The 20,477-nt window shown below is 64.3% G+C and carries 15 protein-coding genes; 7 read left to right on the plus strand and 8 right to left on the minus strand.

Annotated elements, in window-relative coordinates; translation table 11 throughout:
* Positions 1-299: 299 nt before the first annotated feature.
* From D7D52_RS28305 to D7D52_RS28315, 3 genes are all read left to right on the plus strand, one after another.
* Positions 300-1,169: a YncE family protein gene (locus D7D52_RS28305; RefSeq protein WP_120741202.1), complete on the plus strand. Its 870-nt coding sequence runs from the start codon at positions 300-302 to the stop codon at positions 1,167-1,169.
* 312 nt (positions 1,170-1,481) lie between these two features.
* Entirely contained in the window at positions 1,482-1,982 is a 501-nt protein-coding gene (locus D7D52_RS28310) for a hypothetical protein (RefSeq protein ID WP_120741204.1), read from the plus strand.
* Positions 1,983-2,184: 202 nt separating this feature from the next.
* Positions 2,185-3,819 carry a nucleic acid/nucleotide deaminase domain-containing protein gene (locus D7D52_RS28315; protein ID WP_162958608.1) on the plus strand — a complete coding sequence of 545 codons (1,635 nt, stop codon included), beginning with the start codon at positions 2,185-2,187 and terminating at the stop codon, positions 3,817-3,819.
* A 9-nt stretch (positions 3,820-3,828) separates the two neighbouring features.
* On the opposite strand, the gene D7D52_RS28320 is transcribed toward D7D52_RS28315, so the two are convergent.
* From D7D52_RS28320 to D7D52_RS28345, 6 genes are all read right to left on the minus strand, one after another.
* A complete protein-coding gene (locus D7D52_RS28320; RefSeq protein WP_162958609.1) occupies positions 3,829-4,245 on the minus strand; it encodes a hypothetical protein in 417 nt (138 codons plus the stop codon).
* A gap of 171 nt (positions 4,246-4,416) precedes the next feature.
* Positions 4,417-4,857 (minus strand): DUF4189 domain-containing protein, encoded by a 441-nt coding sequence (locus tag D7D52_RS28325; protein ID WP_162958610.1) that lies wholly within the window; start codon positions 4,855-4,857, stop codon positions 4,417-4,419.
* 103 nt (positions 4,858-4,960) lie between these two features.
* Entirely contained in the window at positions 4,961-5,428 is a 468-nt protein-coding gene (locus D7D52_RS28330) for a YbaB/EbfC family nucleoid-associated protein (protein ID WP_162958611.1), read from the minus strand.
* A 38-nt stretch (positions 5,429-5,466) separates the two neighbouring features.
* Complete coding sequence (locus D7D52_RS28335; protein WP_162958612.1) at positions 5,467-5,790, minus strand: hypothetical protein; 324 nt, start codon at positions 5,788-5,790, stop codon at positions 5,467-5,469.
* A gap of 78 nt (positions 5,791-5,868) precedes the next feature.
* Positions 5,869-7,407: a hypothetical protein gene (locus D7D52_RS28340; protein WP_246023352.1), complete on the minus strand. Its 1,539-nt coding sequence runs from the start codon at positions 7,405-7,407 to the stop codon at positions 5,869-5,871.
* A 103-nt stretch (positions 7,408-7,510) separates the two neighbouring features.
* A complete protein-coding gene (locus tag D7D52_RS28345) occupies positions 7,511-8,371 on the minus strand; it encodes a hypothetical protein (RefSeq protein WP_120741216.1) in 861 nt (286 codons plus the stop codon).
* A gap of 262 nt (positions 8,372-8,633) precedes the next feature.
* On the opposite strand from D7D52_RS28345, the gene D7D52_RS28350 reads away from it, so the two are divergent.
* The 3 genes from D7D52_RS28350 (at position 8,634) to D7D52_RS28355 (ending at position 18,696) form a co-directional block, all read left to right on the plus strand.
* Positions 8,634-16,901 carry an alpha/beta hydrolase gene (locus tag D7D52_RS28350; RefSeq protein ID WP_120741218.1) on the plus strand — a complete coding sequence of 2,756 codons (8,268 nt, stop codon included), beginning with the start codon at positions 8,634-8,636 and terminating at the stop codon, positions 16,899-16,901.
* On the plus strand, positions 16,888-17,799 hold the full coding sequence (locus D7D52_RS38100) for a hypothetical protein (protein WP_162958613.1): 912 nt from the start codon (positions 16,888-16,890) through the stop codon (positions 17,797-17,799). The genes D7D52_RS28350 and D7D52_RS38100 overlap by 14 nt, the downstream gene beginning before the upstream one ends.
* Positions 17,800-17,913: 114 nt before the next feature.
* Positions 17,914-18,696, plus strand: a complete 783-nt coding sequence (locus D7D52_RS28355) for a hypothetical protein (protein ID WP_162958614.1) — start codon at positions 17,914-17,916, stop codon at positions 18,694-18,696.
* Between the two features lie 107 nt (positions 18,697-18,803).
* Here D7D52_RS28355 and D7D52_RS38105 read toward each other — a convergent pair whose 3' ends face one another.
* Positions 18,804-19,082: a hypothetical protein gene (locus D7D52_RS38105; protein ID WP_162958615.1), complete on the minus strand. Its 279-nt coding sequence runs from the start codon at positions 19,080-19,082 to the stop codon at positions 18,804-18,806.
* A gap of 96 nt (positions 19,083-19,178) precedes the next feature.
* Here D7D52_RS38105 and D7D52_RS28360 point away from each other — a divergent pair, with 96 nt between their 5' ends.
* Positions 19,179-19,658, plus strand: coding sequence for a hypothetical protein (locus D7D52_RS28360; RefSeq protein WP_162958616.1), 480 nt, complete (start codon positions 19,179-19,181; stop codon positions 19,656-19,658).
* A gap of 121 nt (positions 19,659-19,779) precedes the next feature.
* On the opposite strand, the gene D7D52_RS28365 is transcribed toward D7D52_RS28360, so the two are convergent.
* Positions 19,780-20,154 (minus strand): hypothetical protein, encoded by a 375-nt coding sequence (locus D7D52_RS28365; protein ID WP_162958617.1) that lies wholly within the window; start codon positions 20,152-20,154, stop codon positions 19,780-19,782.
* Between the last annotated feature and the right edge of the window lie 323 nt (positions 20,155-20,477).

Below are 20,477 nucleotides of genomic sequence, written 5' to 3' on the forward strand. Positions count from 1 at the left end.
TTCGAAGTCGTTTAGGGTTCCGATGTCAGCGTTTGGAGGGGAGCGGTATGTCGACGCATCAGCACGGGGGCGGTGGAGGATTCGGAGGTCCAGCGTGGCCTCCCGGCTCGCCGGGACACACCGGCCCGAACGGGTATTCAGCGGCTCCGCAAGGGTATCCCGTCGGGCCGCCGGGATATTCCGGCCCGCAAGATTATTCGGCGGGTCCGCAAGGATATCCGGATGGTGCGCCGGGATATTCCGGCCCGCACAACTATTCGAAGGGCGCGCGTGGATACGGTGAAGGCGGCGACGGTGAGGTGGCTGTCGACTCGTTCGCGCACAAAGCCATCGTCGCGAACACCTCCGACGGCACCGTCGCGGTCGTCGATCTCGTGGCCCAATCTCTCGAGGCGACGATCCCGGTGGGTCCGAACTTGCGTCCCACCGGTGTCGCCGTGGATCCGGGGCTGCGCTTCGCCTATGTCGTCAGCTCCAAGGAATCCGTCGACAATTCGAGCACGCTGTCGATCATCGACCTGTCCGTCAACCGCGTGACCGCCACCATTCCCACCGGCAAGAATTCGTCGGGCGTCGCCGTGGACACCGGCACGCACACGGTTTTCGTCGTCGACACCGATGACTCGAAAGCCCCTGCGGCGTTGTCGAATCACAGCTTCCTGACCATTGTCGATCCGGTGCGGCAGACCATCGTCGATACGGTCCAGGCCGGCATCCAGGCGATGTCGATGGTCATCGATCCGGTCACTCATTACGGTTACCTGGCCAGCTATTCCGACGCCTCCGTGGTGGTCGTCGACACCGTGACGCACACTGTCGACGGTTCGATCCCGGTCGGCTCCATGCCCTACGCGGTTGCCCTCGACACCTCGGCGCACACGCTGTACGTGCCGTCCGCGGCCGGCGTCGCCCTGATCGACACCACCAGCCGAGCCCGCACCGCCGTCATCGACCCCGGCTGTGATGTCCACGCGATCACCGTCGACCCCACCGTCCACCGGGCGTACACAGCCTGCCTGCTGGACAACCACGTCCAGGTCATCGACCCGGTATCCGGCGCTGTCGCTGAGTCTTTGGAGGTGAAAACCAGCCACGGTCTCGCTGTCGATCCCAAAACCCACACCCTGTACGTGCACGGCATCGACAAACTCGCGGTCATCAAGCGCTGAACCGAACAGTCGCGTGATGCCCAGGCCGACGCGTGACGATTGCCACAAAATTTGCGGCACCCCTCAGTCTCACATTGAATCGGTTCATCTAGATCGTCAATCCAATGGGACAACACAGGGGGAGTCATGGCACGTCACCGTCGACCCACGCGGAACACCGCACGAATCTCGGTCCTCGGCGCTTTGCCGCTGGCAGTTTCACTGACTTGCGCGGGCCTGGCATCAGCCGCCCCCGGCCAGCAGGCGGATAAGAGCCAGTTCCAGCCGGAAGGCGCCGCTGCCGCTGAAAGCCAGGCGTCTGTCGCCAACCCGGTGCCGGTCGTCCCCCTGGCCGATAACGCGATCCCCAGCACGGGCGCCCCCGCCGCCGATATCGCCGCCGCACAGCCAATCTCCGCCGACCCCAACCAAATCGGCCAGGCCGCCTTGGCCGGCGCTGGAATAGGCGCCGCCGTAGCGGGCGTCCCCGCCGCGATCGCCGGCGGCGTCGTAGGCGGCGTGATCGGCGCCGGCGTCGGCACCGTCACCGGCCTGATGATCGCCGGCGGCGGCACCGCCCTGGCCACCTCCGCCACCGTCGCCGCGGCCTGCCTCCCCGTCGCCACCTGCCTCATCTCCCTCCCCGGCCTCGCCGCCGAATTCGCCGCCGCCATCCCGATCGCCGGCGGTGCCATGCTCGCCGGCGGCCTGATCGGCGCCGGCATCGGCGGCGCAATCGGCGCGGCCGTCACCGGCCTTCCCGCCGCAGGAGTCGGCGCCCTCGCCGGTGCCGGTATCGGCGCAGGAGCTGCCAGCGCGGGCCTGATCTCCTAATTCCTCTCTGCCAGGCGAGAATTCCGATCCCGAGACCCGGCGGGCGCCAGCTGACGCAATGTTGGTGTCGGCGTTGTCGACGCGGCGAAATCGTGGAGTCGCAGCGGTGCCGTGCCCTGGGTTAGGGTGCGAACCGGCAGTACGAGATCGAAGCGGGGGACCGATGAATCGGCTGAAGCGCCACTCGACCAGTCGAATTGCGATGCTCGGGGGCATCTTGAGTGCGCTGGTGATCGCGGCGGGGTGTGCGACATCGGTATCCGGGCATCCGGTGGCGGGGCCGAATACGGCTCCGTTCTATGCGGCGGTCGTGGATCTGATGTCGCAGTCGGCCGCGCACTACACCGGGTCGAGTGCGCAAGGGGGCGCCTGGGATGTGCGTGCTACCGCAGGCGGTGAGGTGGTGGCGAAGGCGGGGTCGGGCGCGGATTCGACGGATGTCCTCGTGGTCGACGGGAAGACTTACGCCAAGCCGCCGAAGAGCAAGATCGCCGCGAATCTGCCTCGCGGAGCGACCCTTTCGTCGGTCCAGGGTAAGTGGCTGACCGGTGACGACGATCTGACGACCGGTATTCCGTCCGGCGCATTGTCCCCCCACGAGCTCGCCAAGCAGCTGCTGCAGGCGCTGGACCGCACCACCGCGTTCCCGCGCGTGGGAGATCCGACCGTGCAGATCGGCTCCGACCAAGCCTATGAGGTCCCGACACCGATTGGCACACTGGCGGTTTCGTCCACCGCGCCCTACCGAGTGCTGCGTCTGTCTCCACCGGACGGCACCGGCCCGACGACTACCACCCAGTCCCTGGATGCCCCAGGCGGAATCCTCGGCGGACAGGGCGATCAGGCCGCCCCGATCATGTTCGTCGCGATGACCCCGGCCGATCGCGAACAGGTCTACAACGACATCGTCAATCAGACTCAGACACTGAGCAATTCGATGGATGTCGGCATCAACTTCCAGTTCGACCCCTCCGGCGACCTCAACTGCACCGAGGCCGCCTGCACGGTCACCTCGAAGGTCACCACCTCGACCACCGCCACCCGCAAGGCCACCCTGTCGGGCAATGTCTCCGCGGTCATGAAGGCATCCCTCACCGTCGAAGGCCGTCCGAGCGCCGGCTGCTCCACCGCCCAAACCCTCCCCATCAGCGGCAATTCGGTCATGAGCTGCGTCGACACCAGCGTCGCCGCCATCACCTCCGACATCCGCGCGGCCAAACGCGCCGAGGCCCAGGCGAAAGCCAACGCCGAAGGCCACGACGTCTACCTGAACTGGGACGTCCACGTCTCCGCCCAGATCGAAGTCACGGCCACCGCCATGATCCAAGCCGAAATCGACCGCATGGTCACGGTGGTCCGCACCGAAGCCGACAACGCCCGCAACCGCTCCACCTGTGGCCAAACCTGCACCTACACCCAAACCCCTTACAACAGCGACAAACTCGGCCAAGCCGCCAACCGCGCCCGCCACACCGGCGCGGGTTCGAACGGCAACATCATGGTCGCCCTGGTCCCCGGCTGGAACGACCCCACCACCGGCGACCTCGTCACCGGCACCGGCGACTCCCAACCCGACAACGCCACCGGGAAATCCGAAGACGACCTCGTAAACAAGCTGTCCGCCAAGGGTTTCAAGCCAGACCAAATCACCGGCCTCTACAGCGAACACCAGCCCTGCTTCTCCACCTGCAACTCCAAACTCGCCCCGAACCTCAAGCCAGGCACCCAGGTCGGCTACAGCGTGTCCTGGCTCCCGAACGATGCTGACGCCCTAGCCGCCAGCAACAGCCTGATCGACAGGCTGTCCTCGGAATATGGTGGCGCACAACACAAGTAAGCGTCGTCGTTACTGCACCGGCATGGTGGTAGTCCACTGACCCTTGCTGTCGACGATCGTGGCCTTCGTGAACCTGCCCTTGCTCGGGTCCGAGAGCACGACCCAGGCGTGGAGGGTTTCGTAATTGCCTGCGGCGCAAGCCGGATCGCAGGTGTTCAGGTGATAGGTGCCCTCGCCGACCGCCACATCGGACCCCCACACCTGCCAGGTAACGTCGGTCAGATACTGGTGGGACGAAGAGCAGCCGGGTTCCAGCCTGTTCGGTTTGATGGCCGGCGCGCGCCCCGCGCAGTCGAGCACCTGGGAGTCCGCCTGCTTCGCCGGCGCGGCGGCCGCCCGCGGGGCGACTCCGAACCCCATCGTCAGGACAACGGCCCCAACTCCCATGAGCAGGGCCGTCATCCGTCCCGCCACTCGATTCGCCATCTCCCCAATCCTTCCCGCCGGCCCCGATCCGGTGCTTCGGTCGGGTGCGCTGTAGACGGTAGGAACCGGGACTATGCGACTTCTAACGAACTTCCAACGAACTTCCAACGAAGGCAATTCGTGCTGGACTGCGCGTAGCGCCGAACCCCGACGGTACGCCGAGCATCCGGACTACCCGGTGCACTTGGTGACGACGATCCGCCCCTGCCCGGGCGCCCCACCCGAGCTCCCCGACGGCAGGAACGACTGCGAACTCCGCGCCGCCAAGGCATTCAACGCATTCTGCTCTGAATCCGTGACGTTGGCGCCATTGCCCCACGCCCGCCAACCGCTATTCGGATTCTCGGCCATCGACCCGCATCCATTCGAGAATTCGATCCCCACAATGCAATCGGCCCCGCACTCCGCAACAGCAGCCCGATTCGCCAGCTGCTGAGTCGGATAGTTGACCGCCGACCCCCACACGTTCCGACTACCCGTGGGCCCGGTCGCCAGCGCCCCGTAGAGCGAACCATCAGGCCCACGTTCGGCATTCGCCACCGCCGCGAACGAAGTGAAGAGACCAGCAGACGCCACAGCCACCACCGCAGCCTTGGCCAGAACAGACTTCAACAGAACCTCCCCTTGTGAGACCTTCTTCGAACGAAGAAGCCATCATGATCTTGTACAAGGGAAGTCCGTATTGTCCAACCGGTCGTGACCGAGGCCCTACCTCTCACCAATCGTCCGCGCGAATCCGGCCGGGGGTTATGTCGTCCAGATCCTCGACATCGGTGAATGTCATCACGTGATCGCCGTGCTGCTGGCGCTCAGGCGAATTCGGGGGAGCGGTGGAGGCCGGAATGGCCTCCGGGATCCGCTTGGTGAGGTCGGGTAAGCCCTCGATCAGGTCCGACATCTTCGGCATTCGTCCGCGCCGCTCCTGAAAAGGAGCCGTGAGTTCGCTGCTCTTGCGGGCTAATTCGGTGGCCGCGGCCTGAGCTGCCTCGGTGACGGCCTTGCTCAGTTCGGGCAACGAGAAGCCCTCGAGATCCTCGTCGAACTTCGTCTCGATGACTGTCCCGTCGGCATTCACCACCACGGTCACACGCTTCTGCAGGGCATAACCGGTGGCCATCAGTTGCGCGCGCTTCTGCTGCGTTTCCCCGAGAACTCGCATCTGTTGCTGGAACTCGTCGATCATCGAAGCCAGTTCGGCCTTGATACTCTCGTTCGCCATCGCTACTTACCGAACGCGTTGGCGTTGCCCTGATCGGTGCCGTCGAGCTTCTTTCCGGACTGATCCTGCCCCTCGGCGTTGCTTTCGGCGTTCTTGGCGAGGGTCTCGGACAGGTCCTTCAGCGTCTTGCGGGCCGCCAGATAACCGGATCCCCCCTCGGCCCCGGCGAATTCCTGGCCGTAGCTGTCGTTTCCCCACGGTTCGCCCTTACCGCCGAGGCTGGCCATGAGGCCGTCCACCACCCCACGTAGACGGGTGTTGACCAGGTCGGTCTTCACGCCCGCCTGCCGCAGCAACTCAGGATCGACTTCGACTTTGTCCACCATCAGGTACCACTCCTCCCCGTAGAACGCTGGTGCTGACAATAATTGGACGTGGCTGTCGATGCCAATGCGAACAGCGGCTCAGCCGCGTTCCCGCGCCCGTTCGTGGAACCGCTGGATGAATCCCGCGATGTACACGTTCGGCGGCACCGAGGACGAGGAAGGCTCGATCACACCATCGTCGGCGATGTAGTAGATCGCGCGTCCGATCATGATCTCGCCCGGCCTGGTGGGCACGAAAACCATCCAGCCGTTGTCGATTCGCTCGGCGGTGAGTTGATCGAGGGGGTACTCGCTGGTGTCGGTACCGCGCGTCGAAATGAACCGGCGGACCTGCTCGATGGCGTCGATCCGGCTCAGCGGCGGCTCGATGACGAAGGTGCGCAGACCTGCCAGCGTGAACTGATTGAGTGCGGAATCCACGTCGTGCTCGGCCGGGTCGAAGACCGCAGCGACCGTCTCGTAGGTCACTACACCGGCCTGTGCGGCCGAAACCAGCGTTGCGACAGCTGATTTCGTGGCGTCGGTGATCGATTTCCCGGCCGCGGTCATGGCCTGCAAGATTTCGTCGACCGTCGAACCGGTGGTCCAGATACCGGGTACCGCAGCCGCCACACCGGAGCCGTCCGGTGATTCCCCGCGGAACCACTGGCCGTCCTCCCACCAGTAGCAGAAGGTCAACTGCCCGGTGGCCGCCCGCGGATTCAGAACCGCGTCGGTCACCCAATCCGGTGCCCCCGCATACAGTCGCGGGAGGAGAGCGCCGTCGTTGTAGACGGCATCGAGTTCCGGCGCGTTGAGTACGCCGCCTGAGATGACGGCCCGATCGCCCGGCAGCACGTACAGCGTGCTGCCGCTGCGATTCGGCCCTTCGAACCAGCCGAGCGCCGGCAGCATTCGAGGTCCGTTCGGTGCGTCGAGTGCCACGAACACCGCCGCGAGTGTGGTCCAGTGCGACCACATCAGCGGCAGCGGCGGGAACACCTCCGTGGTGGCATGACCGCGAACCTCGTTGGCCCGGTCGGTTCGAGCCTGTTCCGCGGCGACTCGCGGCGGGCGCAGCAGCCGACCACCGTGGCTCACGTACGCGGCGAGCCAGATCGGTAGTCGCTCGCGCGGATACTCGCGCAGGTCGGCAAGGTAAGCCTCGGCCGGAAACAGTTGATCATCCGGAAAAGGTTCGTCGCCGTAGTCGTAATCGGTCTGCACCTGGCCTGTGTTGTTGAGGCTGATTCGCATTCGCCACCACGGGCCTTCGCTCATTCGAGCCGCGAGTTCGCGTTGTTCCTGGACCATGAGCAGCACCGACTGTGTGGGCTCGACCCGAACGGCCTGCTCGCCGGCGGAATACACCACGTTCCAGGTCTTGTCGGTCACGGTCCAGGCGAAGGTCGCATCGACTCGCTCCCACCCCTCGGGTGCGGCCGTCGCCAGCTCCCGGGCGATTCGATGCGTCACTTCGCGGGCCGGCTCGACGATCTGCTGTTCATCGATCAGCTCGGGACCGGGATGTGACACCATACTGAAACCAATATCCGGCTCCGCATTGGCTTCGGCGAATCCCGCCATGAAGGACTTCAGGAATTCGTCGTCCGGATTCCCGCCCTGAGGTGTGCTCACGTCCCGATTCCCCTCCTCGACCGATCCGCACTTTCCTCCCGGTCGGATACCTGTGCGACCTTACACATTCCAGCTGCCGGTGTCGGCGTCGGGCGAGGTTCGCTCAGTGTTCGCCGGATGTGATGTATCCGTCGTCGGCGATGTGCATCCTGCTCGAGGCCGCGGTCGGACTTCCGGCGATGGCGACGTCCCAGCCGTCGTCCGCGCGTTGCGGGGTGAACCGCATGGCCGCGGTATCCACACCGGCACCGATGAGATACATCCGGATTCGGCTCGCCGCCTCGGACTCGGAAACACCCGGGACGGTGGCGTGTACAGGCCACGACCTGCGATCGAAGAACCCGAGGCGTTCGGCTTCCAGCCGCTGACTCCGCGCGCTGTGCCGGTAGTAGTCGGAGGTATTCGTGAAGGGCATTCGCCAGAGGGCGGGACGCTTTTCCCAGCGATAGAAGTAGGGCCCGCCCGTCACCCGTAGACCCGCCGTGATCTCCCGGGAATCGTTCGACCGGTCGATAGTGATGACACCGCTGTGCCCGGAGCCGTCGGCCAGCCGTATCAGGCAGCGCATGCGGTGGGGTGCCGAGCGATTCTCGGTATCGGCGACGACGTCGGAAGGCATGGCGGCGAAGCGATTCACGAGTTCGTCGAATTCCGCCGGGGGCGCCGAGAAATTGGCCGAGATCTCATGGACTCGACCGTTGGCGGCCTTGTCGAACCGGTTGAAGCCCTCACCGACGAACGCGGTGGCGCTCCAGGTTTCGGTACCGTCGCCCGTAGCGACGAATCCGGCGCCCTCCAGCAGGGAGACCACTTCGTTCGCGCGCCGGCGGCCATGCGCGACAACGGCCGCGGCCTGGTGCTTACCGATGGGATTCAGCGTCGAGGAGACGCCACCTCGATATCCGGTGCTCTCCTCCGCGCCGACAACGGCGATGCCGTGCGGAATGAACCAGAGTGATCGCACGCTGATATCCCTTCCTCGGCGGCTGTCTCGGCCCTTGCGCTGACCATAACCGATCGGTAGCGACCGCCGCTTTCCCAGTTGATCCTCGGCGCGTTCTATGGCAGCGTGTCGCGAGATCGTGAACTGTCCGCGAGCGAAACGCGCTGCCGGACAGTGAATCAGCAGAGCAGGTCATCGCGTATTCGGGGGCGATAGTGGCGTCACGGGGGTGTCCGGTCGAAACGGCTGCCGCGCGAGTGATTCTCATCGCAGGCGGTCCGCGATGATCTGGCGGCCGCCGGGCGCGAGCGGGCTCGGCTGGCTTGTCGGCATGAAATGGCCGGACGGCAACGAAGACCTCATGTGGGGCATCGCCGATGACTGGACGGGCGCCGCGAAACAGTTGCGCGACATCGACTCCGACATCGATGCCGCGATCTCGGCGGTGCGGTTGGCCTATCCGAGCGGCGACGGCGGCGACAAGATCATCGCTCAGCTGCAGAGTATGCGGACCGGAGATCAGTCGATCGACAAGCTCTCCGAGTGGTTCGAGACGATCGCCGGGACCGCGAACAACACCGGCACGGAGCTCGAATACACGAAGCTCATGTTCTATACGACGCTGCTCACGCTGGCGGCGGATATCGCTGCGGCGTGGTTGTTCCCGCCGACCGCGCCGATGGCCGAGGGGGCCATCATCGGCGTCGGGCGGATCACCGTGCGGATCCTGACGCGGCGCGCGATCGATTTCCTGGGCAAGGAGGCCGAGAAGGCCGGTGTGATCGCGCTCAAGAAGTTCATCTTGAGGCAGGTGCTCATCGGCGGTGCGATGGGTGGCCTGCAAGACGGTGGGATCCAGGCGTATCAGAGCACATTCGGTCGTCGCGACGGTGTCGACATGAAGCAGCTGGGGCTGTCTATTGCCGGCGGTGCCGCTGGTGGTCTGGTGGCTGCTCCTATTGGCAGATGGGCACCGAAGGCGCTCTTGAAGGGAGTGGAGAAGAGCCTGGGGGCGGATATCGCCAAGAATGTCGTGACGCAGAAGGCGGCCAACCTGCTCAGCGGCGGGATCGCCGGTGGCGTGGCCGGTCTGGGTGGTTGGGCGCTCAGCGGTGGTGTCACGCATAACTGGCATTTCGATCCCCGCGTGGTGACCGCCGGCGCCGTGGGCGGAACCCTGCCCGGTGTCGCTCACGAGATGCCTTCGCGGTGGAAGAGCGGGGAGCCGACGATCACGGCGCAAAGCCTGAAGGCCAGCGGCGAGCCCGCGAAGGTCGGCGCGCAGCACAAGCCCGGCGAAATCGGAAATGGTCAGCCGTCGCAGGCGAGTCCCGTCAGGGACGCTTCGCTCACTGGGAACGCATCCCGGGACGGAGCCCCGGTGATCGAAAAGCCAACGGGCGCAGCGACTCCGGTGCAGGCCCAATCGGCGGCGTCGCGGCCGCTCGACGGATCGATATCGCACGAATCCGTGGTGGGGGCACCGCAGGCGGCTCCGAACGCGGCGGTCGAGGCGCGTTCACCCAGCAGCGCGCCGACCGCCAACAGCCCACATTCACCGGCATCAGCTGATCCGCGTCAGGTTCTCACGACGCCGGCCCGGACCGAAACGCCCGCGGCGCTACGGACCGACCTATCGGCTACTACGAAGGTCGAAACACCGGCCGCGGCGACGCCTACTCGCGCGGACGCACCGGGATCATCCGCGACACCGGCCGCCGAATCACGCGCCGCTGCGGCTCCGGCACGCGAAGCAGGGGCATCTCCCACCCCGATGACCTCTAGGGCCACCGGTCTCGAAGTGCCGACACGGGTAGGCGAAAACACCAACCTCGGTGCGGCGGGGCCCGTGGAAAGGGTGGTCGCGCAGCCCGAGTCGAGGGACCTGGTCGGTGCCGGCAACGGTCCGAGCTCGAAGATCGGTGCGCGCCCTGACGGCCCGTCGAGTCATCAGGGCGGATCTTCCGAACAGCCCAGGGCCGCCGCCGAACAGCCCCGTGCAGGTGCGGATCAGCGTGGACCGAACCATGGTGGCGGAAGCCCGAGCGCCGATCCGGTCGCCCACGGTCCGCAGGCGGCGCACGATCCCTCGACTGTGCATCTCGCCGATCGCGATCCCGAACACCCTGTGCTGCCGAAGGATTCGCCGATCACCGAGGCGGAGCACGCCCACGCCCGCGACGCTTTGGATCGGCTGGGACCCGAAGCCACGCCCGAACACCTTGCGCACGAGACGGATTCCTCGGTCGCCGAGGCGCACAACCGTGCCAGCGAGAATAACGACTGGTGGCACTCGCTCACCCCGGAGCAACAAGACGCGATGCTGCGCGTGCATCCGCACGAGCTCGGCAATGCCGACGGCATCCCCCCGCACATTCGAGACGAAGCCAACCGACTATCGATCGCCCGCGATATCAACGAGATGCGCGAGCAGAATCCGAACATCGACAAGTTCCGCACGCGGTTCACCGACCCGGAGAGCTTCCGACAGTGGAAGAACCTGCAATCCACGGTGGAAGCCCTGCAGCACGCGGACGACCTGGCCCGAGACTTCGCCAAGGACAACGGCGGTCACGAGCCGCCGGTACAGGTGCTCTCCTATGATTCCGCGGCTTTCGGCGGGGAGGGCCGCGCGGTGGTGGCGTTCGGCGATACACAGCACGCGTCCACGGTGTCGCTGCATATTCCCGGCATCACGACCACGGTACGAAGCCTCGGAAGCAATCTCGACAACGCCTTCAACCACTACCGCGCGACCTCGGAGCGCACCGACCCCGCCGAAGTCGCGTCGATCGCGTGGATCGGATACGACGCGCCCAGTGGCTTCCCGAAGATCCTGCGCGAGATGACCGATGCTCGTCTGGCCGCACGCGGTGGGCAACTGCTGGCACGGGATGTGGCCGCCTTCAGCCAGACTCGCCGTGTGGAAGCGGGGCTGCCGGGCGGCTCACCCACACCCGACATCCACCTCTTCGGCCACAGCTACGGCTCGACCATCACCAGCTTCGCCGGTGCCGGGGGCCGCCTGTCCGGCGACATCTCCACCATCACCCTGTTGGGCTCGCCGGGCGCGGGCCCTGTCGGGCACGCCGCGGACTTCGGCATCGGCGCCCACAATGTCTTCGTCGCGAGCTCCTCCCGCGACCCGGTGACATGGATCGGTGCCAACACACAAGGCGAAATCAGCCGCCTCGCACCGGGGCTCGGCAACGGCCTCGGCATGGACCCCGCGATCTCCGCTTTCGGGGCCAACCGGATCGCCGCCCAATTCCCGGGCGGCATCCACACCCTCAGCGATATCTCCACCCACACCGGTTACTACAACTACTTGGACAAGAGCGGCACGGTCCCCACCGAGTCCCTCCACAATTTCGCCCGCATAGCCAGCGGCGAGACCCCCCACCTCCTCCCCGAGTACCACCGCCCCGGCCGCGAGGATCTCAACTCCTGGCAGCGCAACGTCGGCTCCCTGCCCCATGACCCCGCCGGCTTCCGTGCCCCCGAACCCCAAGTCCACCAGGGCGAACACCCATACGGCTACGACGACCTGGTCGAGCAGCACCGCTCCCAGGAACCGAATCCCACCGCGCCCGAACGCACCCCTACGCCAGCCAACGACTGCGGCCCTCAAGCCCTTCGCCAGGTCCACGAGCTGACCGGCAACCCGGACATCCACGTCCCCGACGATCCCCACATCGCCGAACACGGCATGACCGCGGCCGACCTGGAAAACGCCGCCGGAGCCCACCTCGACCGCCATGAAACCCTGGGCTCGATCGCCGACCAGCTACACCGACTAGGGGACGGCGCAACGGCCCTGGTGGTCGACGAATTCCACAGCCCCACAGACGCGAACGGCATCGGCGCCCACGCCTACACCATCACCAACGACGGCGGCCGACTAGTAGTTCACGACAGCGCGGTCCCCGGCGGCCCCCATTCCTTCCCCTCGGACCACACCAACGTCAAATCCACCCACGCCATCGTCTATGACTCCCACGGCGACCCGGTGCGTCCGCTCGAATCCCGGTCCCCGGAGCACACGAGCTCGTCGCATCCGGAAGTCCGTATCGGCCAACCGGATTCGCATCCGGGTACGCCGGTACGCGAGAAGCTGCCTGTCGAGGACAAGCCCTACTACGCGAACCCGCACTATGAAGACCCCACGGCCTCGCACGAATACGCCGCCAAGAACAACATCAGCCACCGCGAAGTGCAAACCATTCGCGAGTTCGAAACGGAGAAGTACCCCGAGATCTCTCGGCTCAGCGACGCCGAGATCGATGTGATCCGCCGCAATCAGTTCTTTGATCTCAACGAGCCGGTCAACGACGCGACCCGTAATGGCAACGCCCAGGCCCTGCGCGACCGCGACGTCGAACTCCGCACCCTGGTCTCGGCCTACAACAAGCTGCCGGATCACGAGGGAACCGTCTACCGCTCCCTCCGCTTCGACGATCCGGTGAAGATGGAGAAGTTCCTCGATGCCTACACTCCGGGCAAGGAGCCACCGGCCGATCCGGGCTTCGCATCATCGGACAAGGGCAGCTCGATGCCCGGTGGCAATGTCGAGCTGATCATCGATTCCAACACCGGAAAGGACATCTCCTGGGCCAGCCTCTCCCAGGAAGAGGTGGTCTTCCCACCCGGCACCCGATTCCGGGTCGAGAGCCGTGACTTCATCGACGGCAAATACATCATCCGAGCCACCGATCTAGGAAGGACCTCCGATGCCCATCAGTCCGGAGGAAATGGAACGCATAGCGCGGAAGGTGCTGGGCCCCACGATGCGGGACGAGATCCAGGACCCGGAACTCAGCGCGAAGCGGGACCGCGACCTGCAGATCCTGCGCGAGAAGGAAGCGAATGGACGCCGCCCGGCCACCGAGGACCAGATCAAGATCTGGCAGGCGTGGGGCGAGGCGGAGATCAACCGGATCACTCGCGAACGGGGCGAGACGACCTAACGCCCGAAGAGTCGCCGGCCCGCAACCCTTCGGACGACGTCCCGGGTCCCGATCGGGAGCTTCCGAGTCACATCAACGGGCCGGACGAGTACCACGTCGCGTTCCACGCGGACGCCGACGTCCTCGTTGAACACCAGGATGTGCCGCATCAAGAAGGCGAACAGCCACACCAGGATTCGCGCGATCACACCCCGGGTTCTGAGCAACCGCACGAGGGGGCGAATCCGGATGCCCAGCACGAACCCGCGGCTCACGAGATCCCTCACCAGTCGGAGCCGGAGGTTGCGCCTGCGCACGACCCGGTTCAGCGGTTCGAGACTCCTGAGGCCGCACGGCATTACGGTGACGAAGTACTAGCTCCGATTCGGGACACGATGTCCCCGTCGGAGCTGCATGAGCTACAGCGGTACACCCAGAAGTCCTGGATCAATGAGTTCCTACGTGCGCCGGACCCGGTGCACCTGCTGGCCAGGCTCAGCGAGGACGAAGGCCACTACCAGCAGCTGATGCGGCTCACCGGCGGCCGACCGCTCATGCCGAAGATAGAGGTGCTCGACCGACTACTGGCGGAGCATCCCGACCCCCGCGATCCGCAGCTCGATCCGCGGCTGCGCGCCACGATCGAGAACATTGTCAACGACGCCAACCCGTACGGTCGACTCCAGGAAGTGTCGCGCAATGCGGGCAAGCTGCCCCTGATGCGCGAGTACTTTGGCGGCGAACCGACAATGGATGTCCTCCGATCCCAGGTCGGCCAGCTCGACCAAGCGATGAATCGCCCTGTTCCCGAAGGCGTAGAAGTCTCGCGGGGCATCAGCATGCGGAGCCTGGACCGCTTCACCGGCCCCGACGGCCAGCCGCTCAACGGTCGCAACCCGATGCTGTTGAAGGGCACGGTCCAAACCGAACGCGGCTACATGTCGACCAGCCTGGGGCCGACCCCGCCGCAGGAATTCAGGCTCAAAGTCCGTGTGGAACTGGATGTTCCGGCCGGTTCGAAGGGCACCTGGGTCGGAGACAGGGGCATGTCCGGGCCGGAGAACGAGCTCCTCCTCCAGCGTGAATCCAAGTTCCTGATCACCGATGTCATCGAGGACCCCCAAGGCGCACGCTACGACGACGGTTACGTCGACTACCTGGTCAAGGGCACCATCGTTCCGGCGGACTATGTCCACGAACCCCATACCGAGGTCCCGGAAGCCCACGAACCGCACACGACACCGGAAACGCCCGAAACAGATCCCGTCCACCCGACCGATGGGCCCGACGAGGATCACGTCCCGTTCACGCTGGGCAATGATGCGGAACATCCGGTCGAGACGCCGCACGCCGTCGAACCGGAACGCCCACAAGAGGTTCCGCACGCCGAAGAGCAACAGCCCGAGCGTGCGCCGATCGACCCGGCCGACCGCCCTTCGACGCTCACTCCACACTTGGCCGACCGCTTCCAGCAGCTGCACGAGCGCATCTACGACATCGCCTCGGCCTACCATGATCCGTCCCGCACTCCCGAACTACCCGGCTTGCGTCGCGGCCTCGGCGATCTCATGGACAAGCTCGGCATGCTCGACCGCTCGACAGCGCCAACGGCCATGCGACTGTTCAACGAGTTCCGTCCCGAACTGGCCAAGTACCTGACGGAAAACCATGAGGCGTTGCTCCCACACCCGTCGGACCCCGCAACCCCTCACGAACCCGCTCAGCACCCGACCGATCACGCGCCGGAGACCTCAGACAATCACCCGACCGACCCCGAATATCAGCCGAACGAGGATGCCCCCCACCAGGATTCACCCCACGACCTCGGCGACCACAACCCACCGGAAGATCCGCTGGGCCACTACGCCGACCGCACCCCCGCCGGTCTAGCCCTCCACAACGACCCCGAACTACGCACCCTCGCCCACCTGGTCCCCGAAGACCCCCGCTTCTTCACCATCGACGCCCACCTGACCGAACGCGGCACCATCCTCCTCGACGGCCGCGAATACACCATGGAAGAGCTAGCCGCCCGCCTCCCCGACCTGGGCTACGACGGCCGCCCCATCCGCCTGATCGGCTGCGACGCCGCCTCCACCGAAGCCGCCGCCCGCCTAGCCAAAGCCACCGGCACCGGCGTCCTGGCCCCCACCAAACCAGCCTGGACAGACGACACCGGCCACGTCTACTCCTCGACCGCCGAGACAACACCAGAAGGAACCCGCCGCCCCCGCATCCCCCCGGACGGCGACTGGCAGTTCATCCACCCCGACGGCACCAAAGTCAAAGTCTCCGAAGACGGTTTCGTTCCGGGTACCCGCGACGAGGACAAATACGCTCTCAACCCCGACGATGCGCGCGACCGGGCAGCACGTCCTGGTGATCGACTTGAGCCGAGCCATTACGAAATCGAATGGAGCGAGCCAGAATACAACTCTGCGAAGGGTGTTGTCCTTGAACCGGGCGAGTCGTTCCATGAACGTTATCGCGGCAACGGTGAGGAGCCACTGTGGGATCCGATGACGAGGTACGAGGTTTCTGATTCGGGTGGACGAAAAACCCTGGTGTACACAGATGGATCCAGCCCGCCCAGGATCACTCATATCGATGCTCGAACAACCAACCTTCGTACTGGAACTGCGGACCGTCCTGTGGACAATCCCGATGCGAGTTTCACGATTCCAAACGTTGACTATCGAGTGGACACGGGACACGAGGTTCCATTCACCTTCCGTACTGACGAATCTGCGCGGCCTATATTGGATATCGACAGATTCGATCCTCCGGATGAGGCTCAGTACCAGCCTGGCGGTGATAAATACCGTGAGGTACATGGATGGAACCCCGCTAAGGCGTTCTCTCTGAGGACTGATCTCGAGCCTGACCGGCATTATAGTGTATTTACTGACCTTCCCGGTGGAGGTGAGAAGGTGCATGGCAGCTTCTACACCTCGCCAGAACTAACTCCGGAAGGGAAGTCGCAGTTCACTCACGAAAGAACCTGGACAGACGGAAATCCCGAGCTCGGAAATAGTAAGACGATGAGACCGAGCGACGTGAGAAGCGAAACAGGCGGTGCACCCCAAGGCCTCCCGTTACAGAACACCAGATTCCAAATCGGAGACCGCGTTTTCCATACCAACAGCGATGGGAACGCGGCGGTATCTTTCAAACCCGACTACACCCACGGTACCGCCAGCGGTGCGGATTACGTCCCCCCGCGTTCAGGAACCGTCCAGGGTAACTTCAAGAGGGCGGGTGAGTTCGACTACCCTGGTGAACAATACCGTGGTGGACACACTCAGGACCACAAAGCAGGATCGGTAAACGAGGCGCTCGGCCTCGTGGCGCAGCTGTATCGTGAGAACAATATTCTCAAGCCGGCGACCGATCCACTCAGTCTTCACAACGACAGTTGGAGGCGCTCTGAGATGGATCGCGAGGTCGCGGCGAGATCCGTGGAGATCGAGCGTGTTCGCATCTTCCCTGGTCGTGCGTCGAAGGGGATGACGCCGGACTACGTTTACTGGATGGAGCAGCGCGTGCATCCAGCAACCGGCCAGCCGGTACTTCACTATAGGAGTCATTTGAATGTCCCGAGATGAGCGGCAACAGATCCAGCCACCTAGGCAAGCCAAGCACGAACGTGAAGCCCAGGCGAACCTGATCTTGGAGTGGGTATGCGGTCGTCTGGCGATGAGCCTTGAACCGGAACAAGATTGGGCTCGGCTCGATCTGGTCGCCACGCTTGCGGCCGACATCGTCGATCTGAAGTTCACCACCGTTAGCCGCGATGGCGTGACGCAGGCCCGGAACTTCCCGCAGGAGGTCGTGCGTGCGTTCCCTGACCTCAGGAACCTTCTGTATGAAGAAGCGCTTGGTACTTGGTTTTCCTTGCGTATCGAGGTTGAACCACCCGACAGTTACTCGGGTACATACAATTTCGAAGTAGATCCCTTGTGGGATCCGCCGATCCCGCCGGAAGTCTATGCTAAAGATCTTGATCTCTACCCTCGGTCGGCAAATAATATCCCCCGGTGGCTCTCTGGAAAACTGGATCCTGCAGTCGAATTACCCGCTGTGGCGCCAGGAACAGTTGAAGACATCGTAGAGCGCACCAAATACGCTTCGCTGCAGCTGCGTTTGGCCTTGCCGGCGGGCTGGACCTGGGCGCAGTTGCAGTTCCGAGAGATCGGACATCACAATGAGGCGGAAGTCCTGTGGCGGGATTTAGCTGGGCGAATGCACGTATGGACACCGCCTCAGCCGGTAAACGCAAGATTCAGCGAATTGCGTGCAGCAATGCGAGGTCGGCCTGCGTGCTGGTATGCGGCCAGGTTCGAGGTCCAACACTCCGGGGAGGAGAGCTTCAAAACCTTCGGTGCGGATGAGCCACAGTGGATTACTTCACCTCCGCTCGATGCGTTCTATGACGAATTGAGGCAGGCTGCGCGATTCGACTATGCTTTGCCGGACTGGCTGAGCGCACATCGATCTGATTGAGGCGGTCGACTTGCCCCGGCGTTCTCACCGAGGCCGATATCGCTGAGATTCACTGACCAAGTCAACGGTGCCTGAATCAACATTGCGCCGGTGCACTCGACGAGAAGGAAATCGATGTCCGACGATGCGATGATGCCGAACTATGATGCCTGGACGCGTCTTCCAGTGTTCTACCTACCGGTCACGCTCGGCGAGGTACTGGTTGGCTACCTGTGGGGATCGCAGAATGGGAACTCTGCGGGGTTCTTCGCGAGTGCAGAAACCGGGGGCAATCGGATTAAAACCATTGTCTACTGGAACGATCGGCTAGAGGAGACCTATCGGATGGGTCTCACGCCGGTCGAGGCGATCGGGTATTGGATTGGGAAGCCTGCGGATCCGCAGTTCGGTGGGATTGCGGGAGATGCGGAGCAGGGCGAGGCCCGGACCATTCAGGAGCTGGCGCTGCGGGCGGACCCTGGCCGGCCGCTGGGCGAAGGTCCATGGATTCAGGACGGTACCTTTCCCAGCGGTAGCCCCGAGGAGCGATCCGAGGGTTTCGGCGCGATCGCGCCCGTTCCGACACCCACCTACCCTGACGAAACCACTTCGGCTGTCATCTATTTGCCCGTCAGTCTGAAGGGCGTGATCGTCGGGTATGTGTGGGCGTCGACGAACGATGATGCCGCGGGGTACATCCCGCGTGCCGCGGTCGGCCAGGCGGGTGTGGTTGCCGGAGGGCTGTGGCGTTCACGTCTCATCGATGCGCGCATGGCTGGGCTTTCAGCGCTCGACGCGGCACGTCGTTGCCGGTCGCTGCCGGCCAATGCGCCTGGAACATTCGGTCTGATCGACCCGATTCCGGAGCAGCAGGCTTCCACGCTCTCGGACCTCCGACGCCTCGCAGATCAAAGCTGATCGCGGAGAAGGTGGCCCTCCCACGAGAATCGAGAGCACGGTTCCAGTGTGGGCGAAAGGCGTTGTGGACGATCAGTTCAATGCCCCGATGTCGATGGCATCGGACGCTACTGAATTCCGCGCCCGTGCTTGATCAGCGCATAGAGCAGGTTGAGGTTTGTCAGCGAGGCGACGTTGATGACGATCGGCGGACGGCTAGCGGCGGACTTGACGTGGAAGCGCCCCTCCGCGAGTTCGGCATCAGCTCTGCTGAATCTGCGGCCCGGGTGAAGACCAGACCATGCTCGAAGAGGTCGAGCCTTCCACCGGCGTTCCGCTGGCCGTAGAACGACGCCGACACGGTGGGAGAACACGAGTGCCAAGCCGACGATCAACACCAGATACATTGCGCATTCGATCAGCTCGATCTCGACCGCGCAGCGTCACCGTGATCAGTCCAACAAATAGCATCGCCGTCTGCGAAGCCTAACCACCATGCGGATATGCCGCTGATCGTCGGCTATGGCCGCCGGCTGGCAGCCTCTCGGCACACACGGCTAGGATCGGCTGAAATGTATCGGGGTGGGAGGATTCGAGCGGTGACTGCCGGATTCGACGAATTGCCAAGACTCGCACGCGTTTACGACCATCGCGATGACAGCGGCCGTCCGGTCGCGGTGAGAGCGTCGCTCCCCACACCGCTGCGCGACCGCCTCCTCACCTACCTCGACTCGGCCCCGATCGTCCTCGCTGCCCGCAGTTTCGAGGTCGACGAATTCATACCGTCGGTCCAGGACGTACCCTTGACCTTCCGCACCGACGGAGTCTGGATCTGGTCCGGCGCGGTATCCCACTACCTGCGCAAGCATGCATTCCCGCCGGACCCGGACCTGGTGCGCCACATCATCGCCCGCGACTTCCAGCTCGGCGAGGTCAGCCCTGAAGCGAAAGATCTGGCTGTACGCGTGATCACCACCGGATAACCATCTTCGACCTATTTCCGCTTTGTTGCGGCGACAACAAGAGGTCACGATGGGACAAAGGTATCTCAGCTTCGGATTCCACGCTCTCGGTCGATCAGTGCGTACAGCAGATTGAGGTTGGTCAGTGAGTGGATCTGACATCGATCGGCGGACGGGCGTCCTCGGTCTTGATGGTGAAGCGGCCCTCGGTGAGTTCGATGTTCGTAAACTCCGGCCAGGCACCACGGTTCCCTGCGCGGCGACTCCGACGGCCGCAGCGTGATGATCCCGAACTCCACCGGGTTCCCGGCACCGAGCGTTGCAAGCGCGGTATCCCGTGGAACAGCGCCGACACGGTCGAGAACAACAGCGCCAAGCCGACGATGAACTCCAAATACCATGTTGCCTGGATCAACTCGACACGGATAACAAACCCGAACATGTCATTGCAACCGATCCGGCGAGAATCATTGCGACGCGGCCGATCCTGCGCCAGTCCGCCGGGGGACCGGCTCATACAGCTTGGTGTGCTAACCCAGCCCGGCCCGCGCTCCGCGGCCTAGTACTGCAACGACACCTATGTGAGTTGGTGCTGGTAGATCTGTTGTGTGGTGTTGGATCGTGTTGTGGCCGAGTTGGATTCGTTGATGACGCGGATCGGGGTCCGGTTCGCGCGGTCGGAGCCGCCACCACACGCAAGCGAGCGACCACCGCTTGCGCGGTAGCGATCTCATCAGCGATGTCACCCATACCCTCGATCATAGTTTCGAATCCCGCGACACGACAGCATGATCAACCCAACACGCTGTGTAAACCTCCAGCTACCAACGCTTTTCGCTC

The sequence above is a fragment of the Nocardia yunnanensis genome (assembly GCF_003626895.1).
GTDB lineage: Bacteria > Actinomycetota > Actinomycetes > Mycobacteriales > Mycobacteriaceae > Nocardia > Nocardia yunnanensis.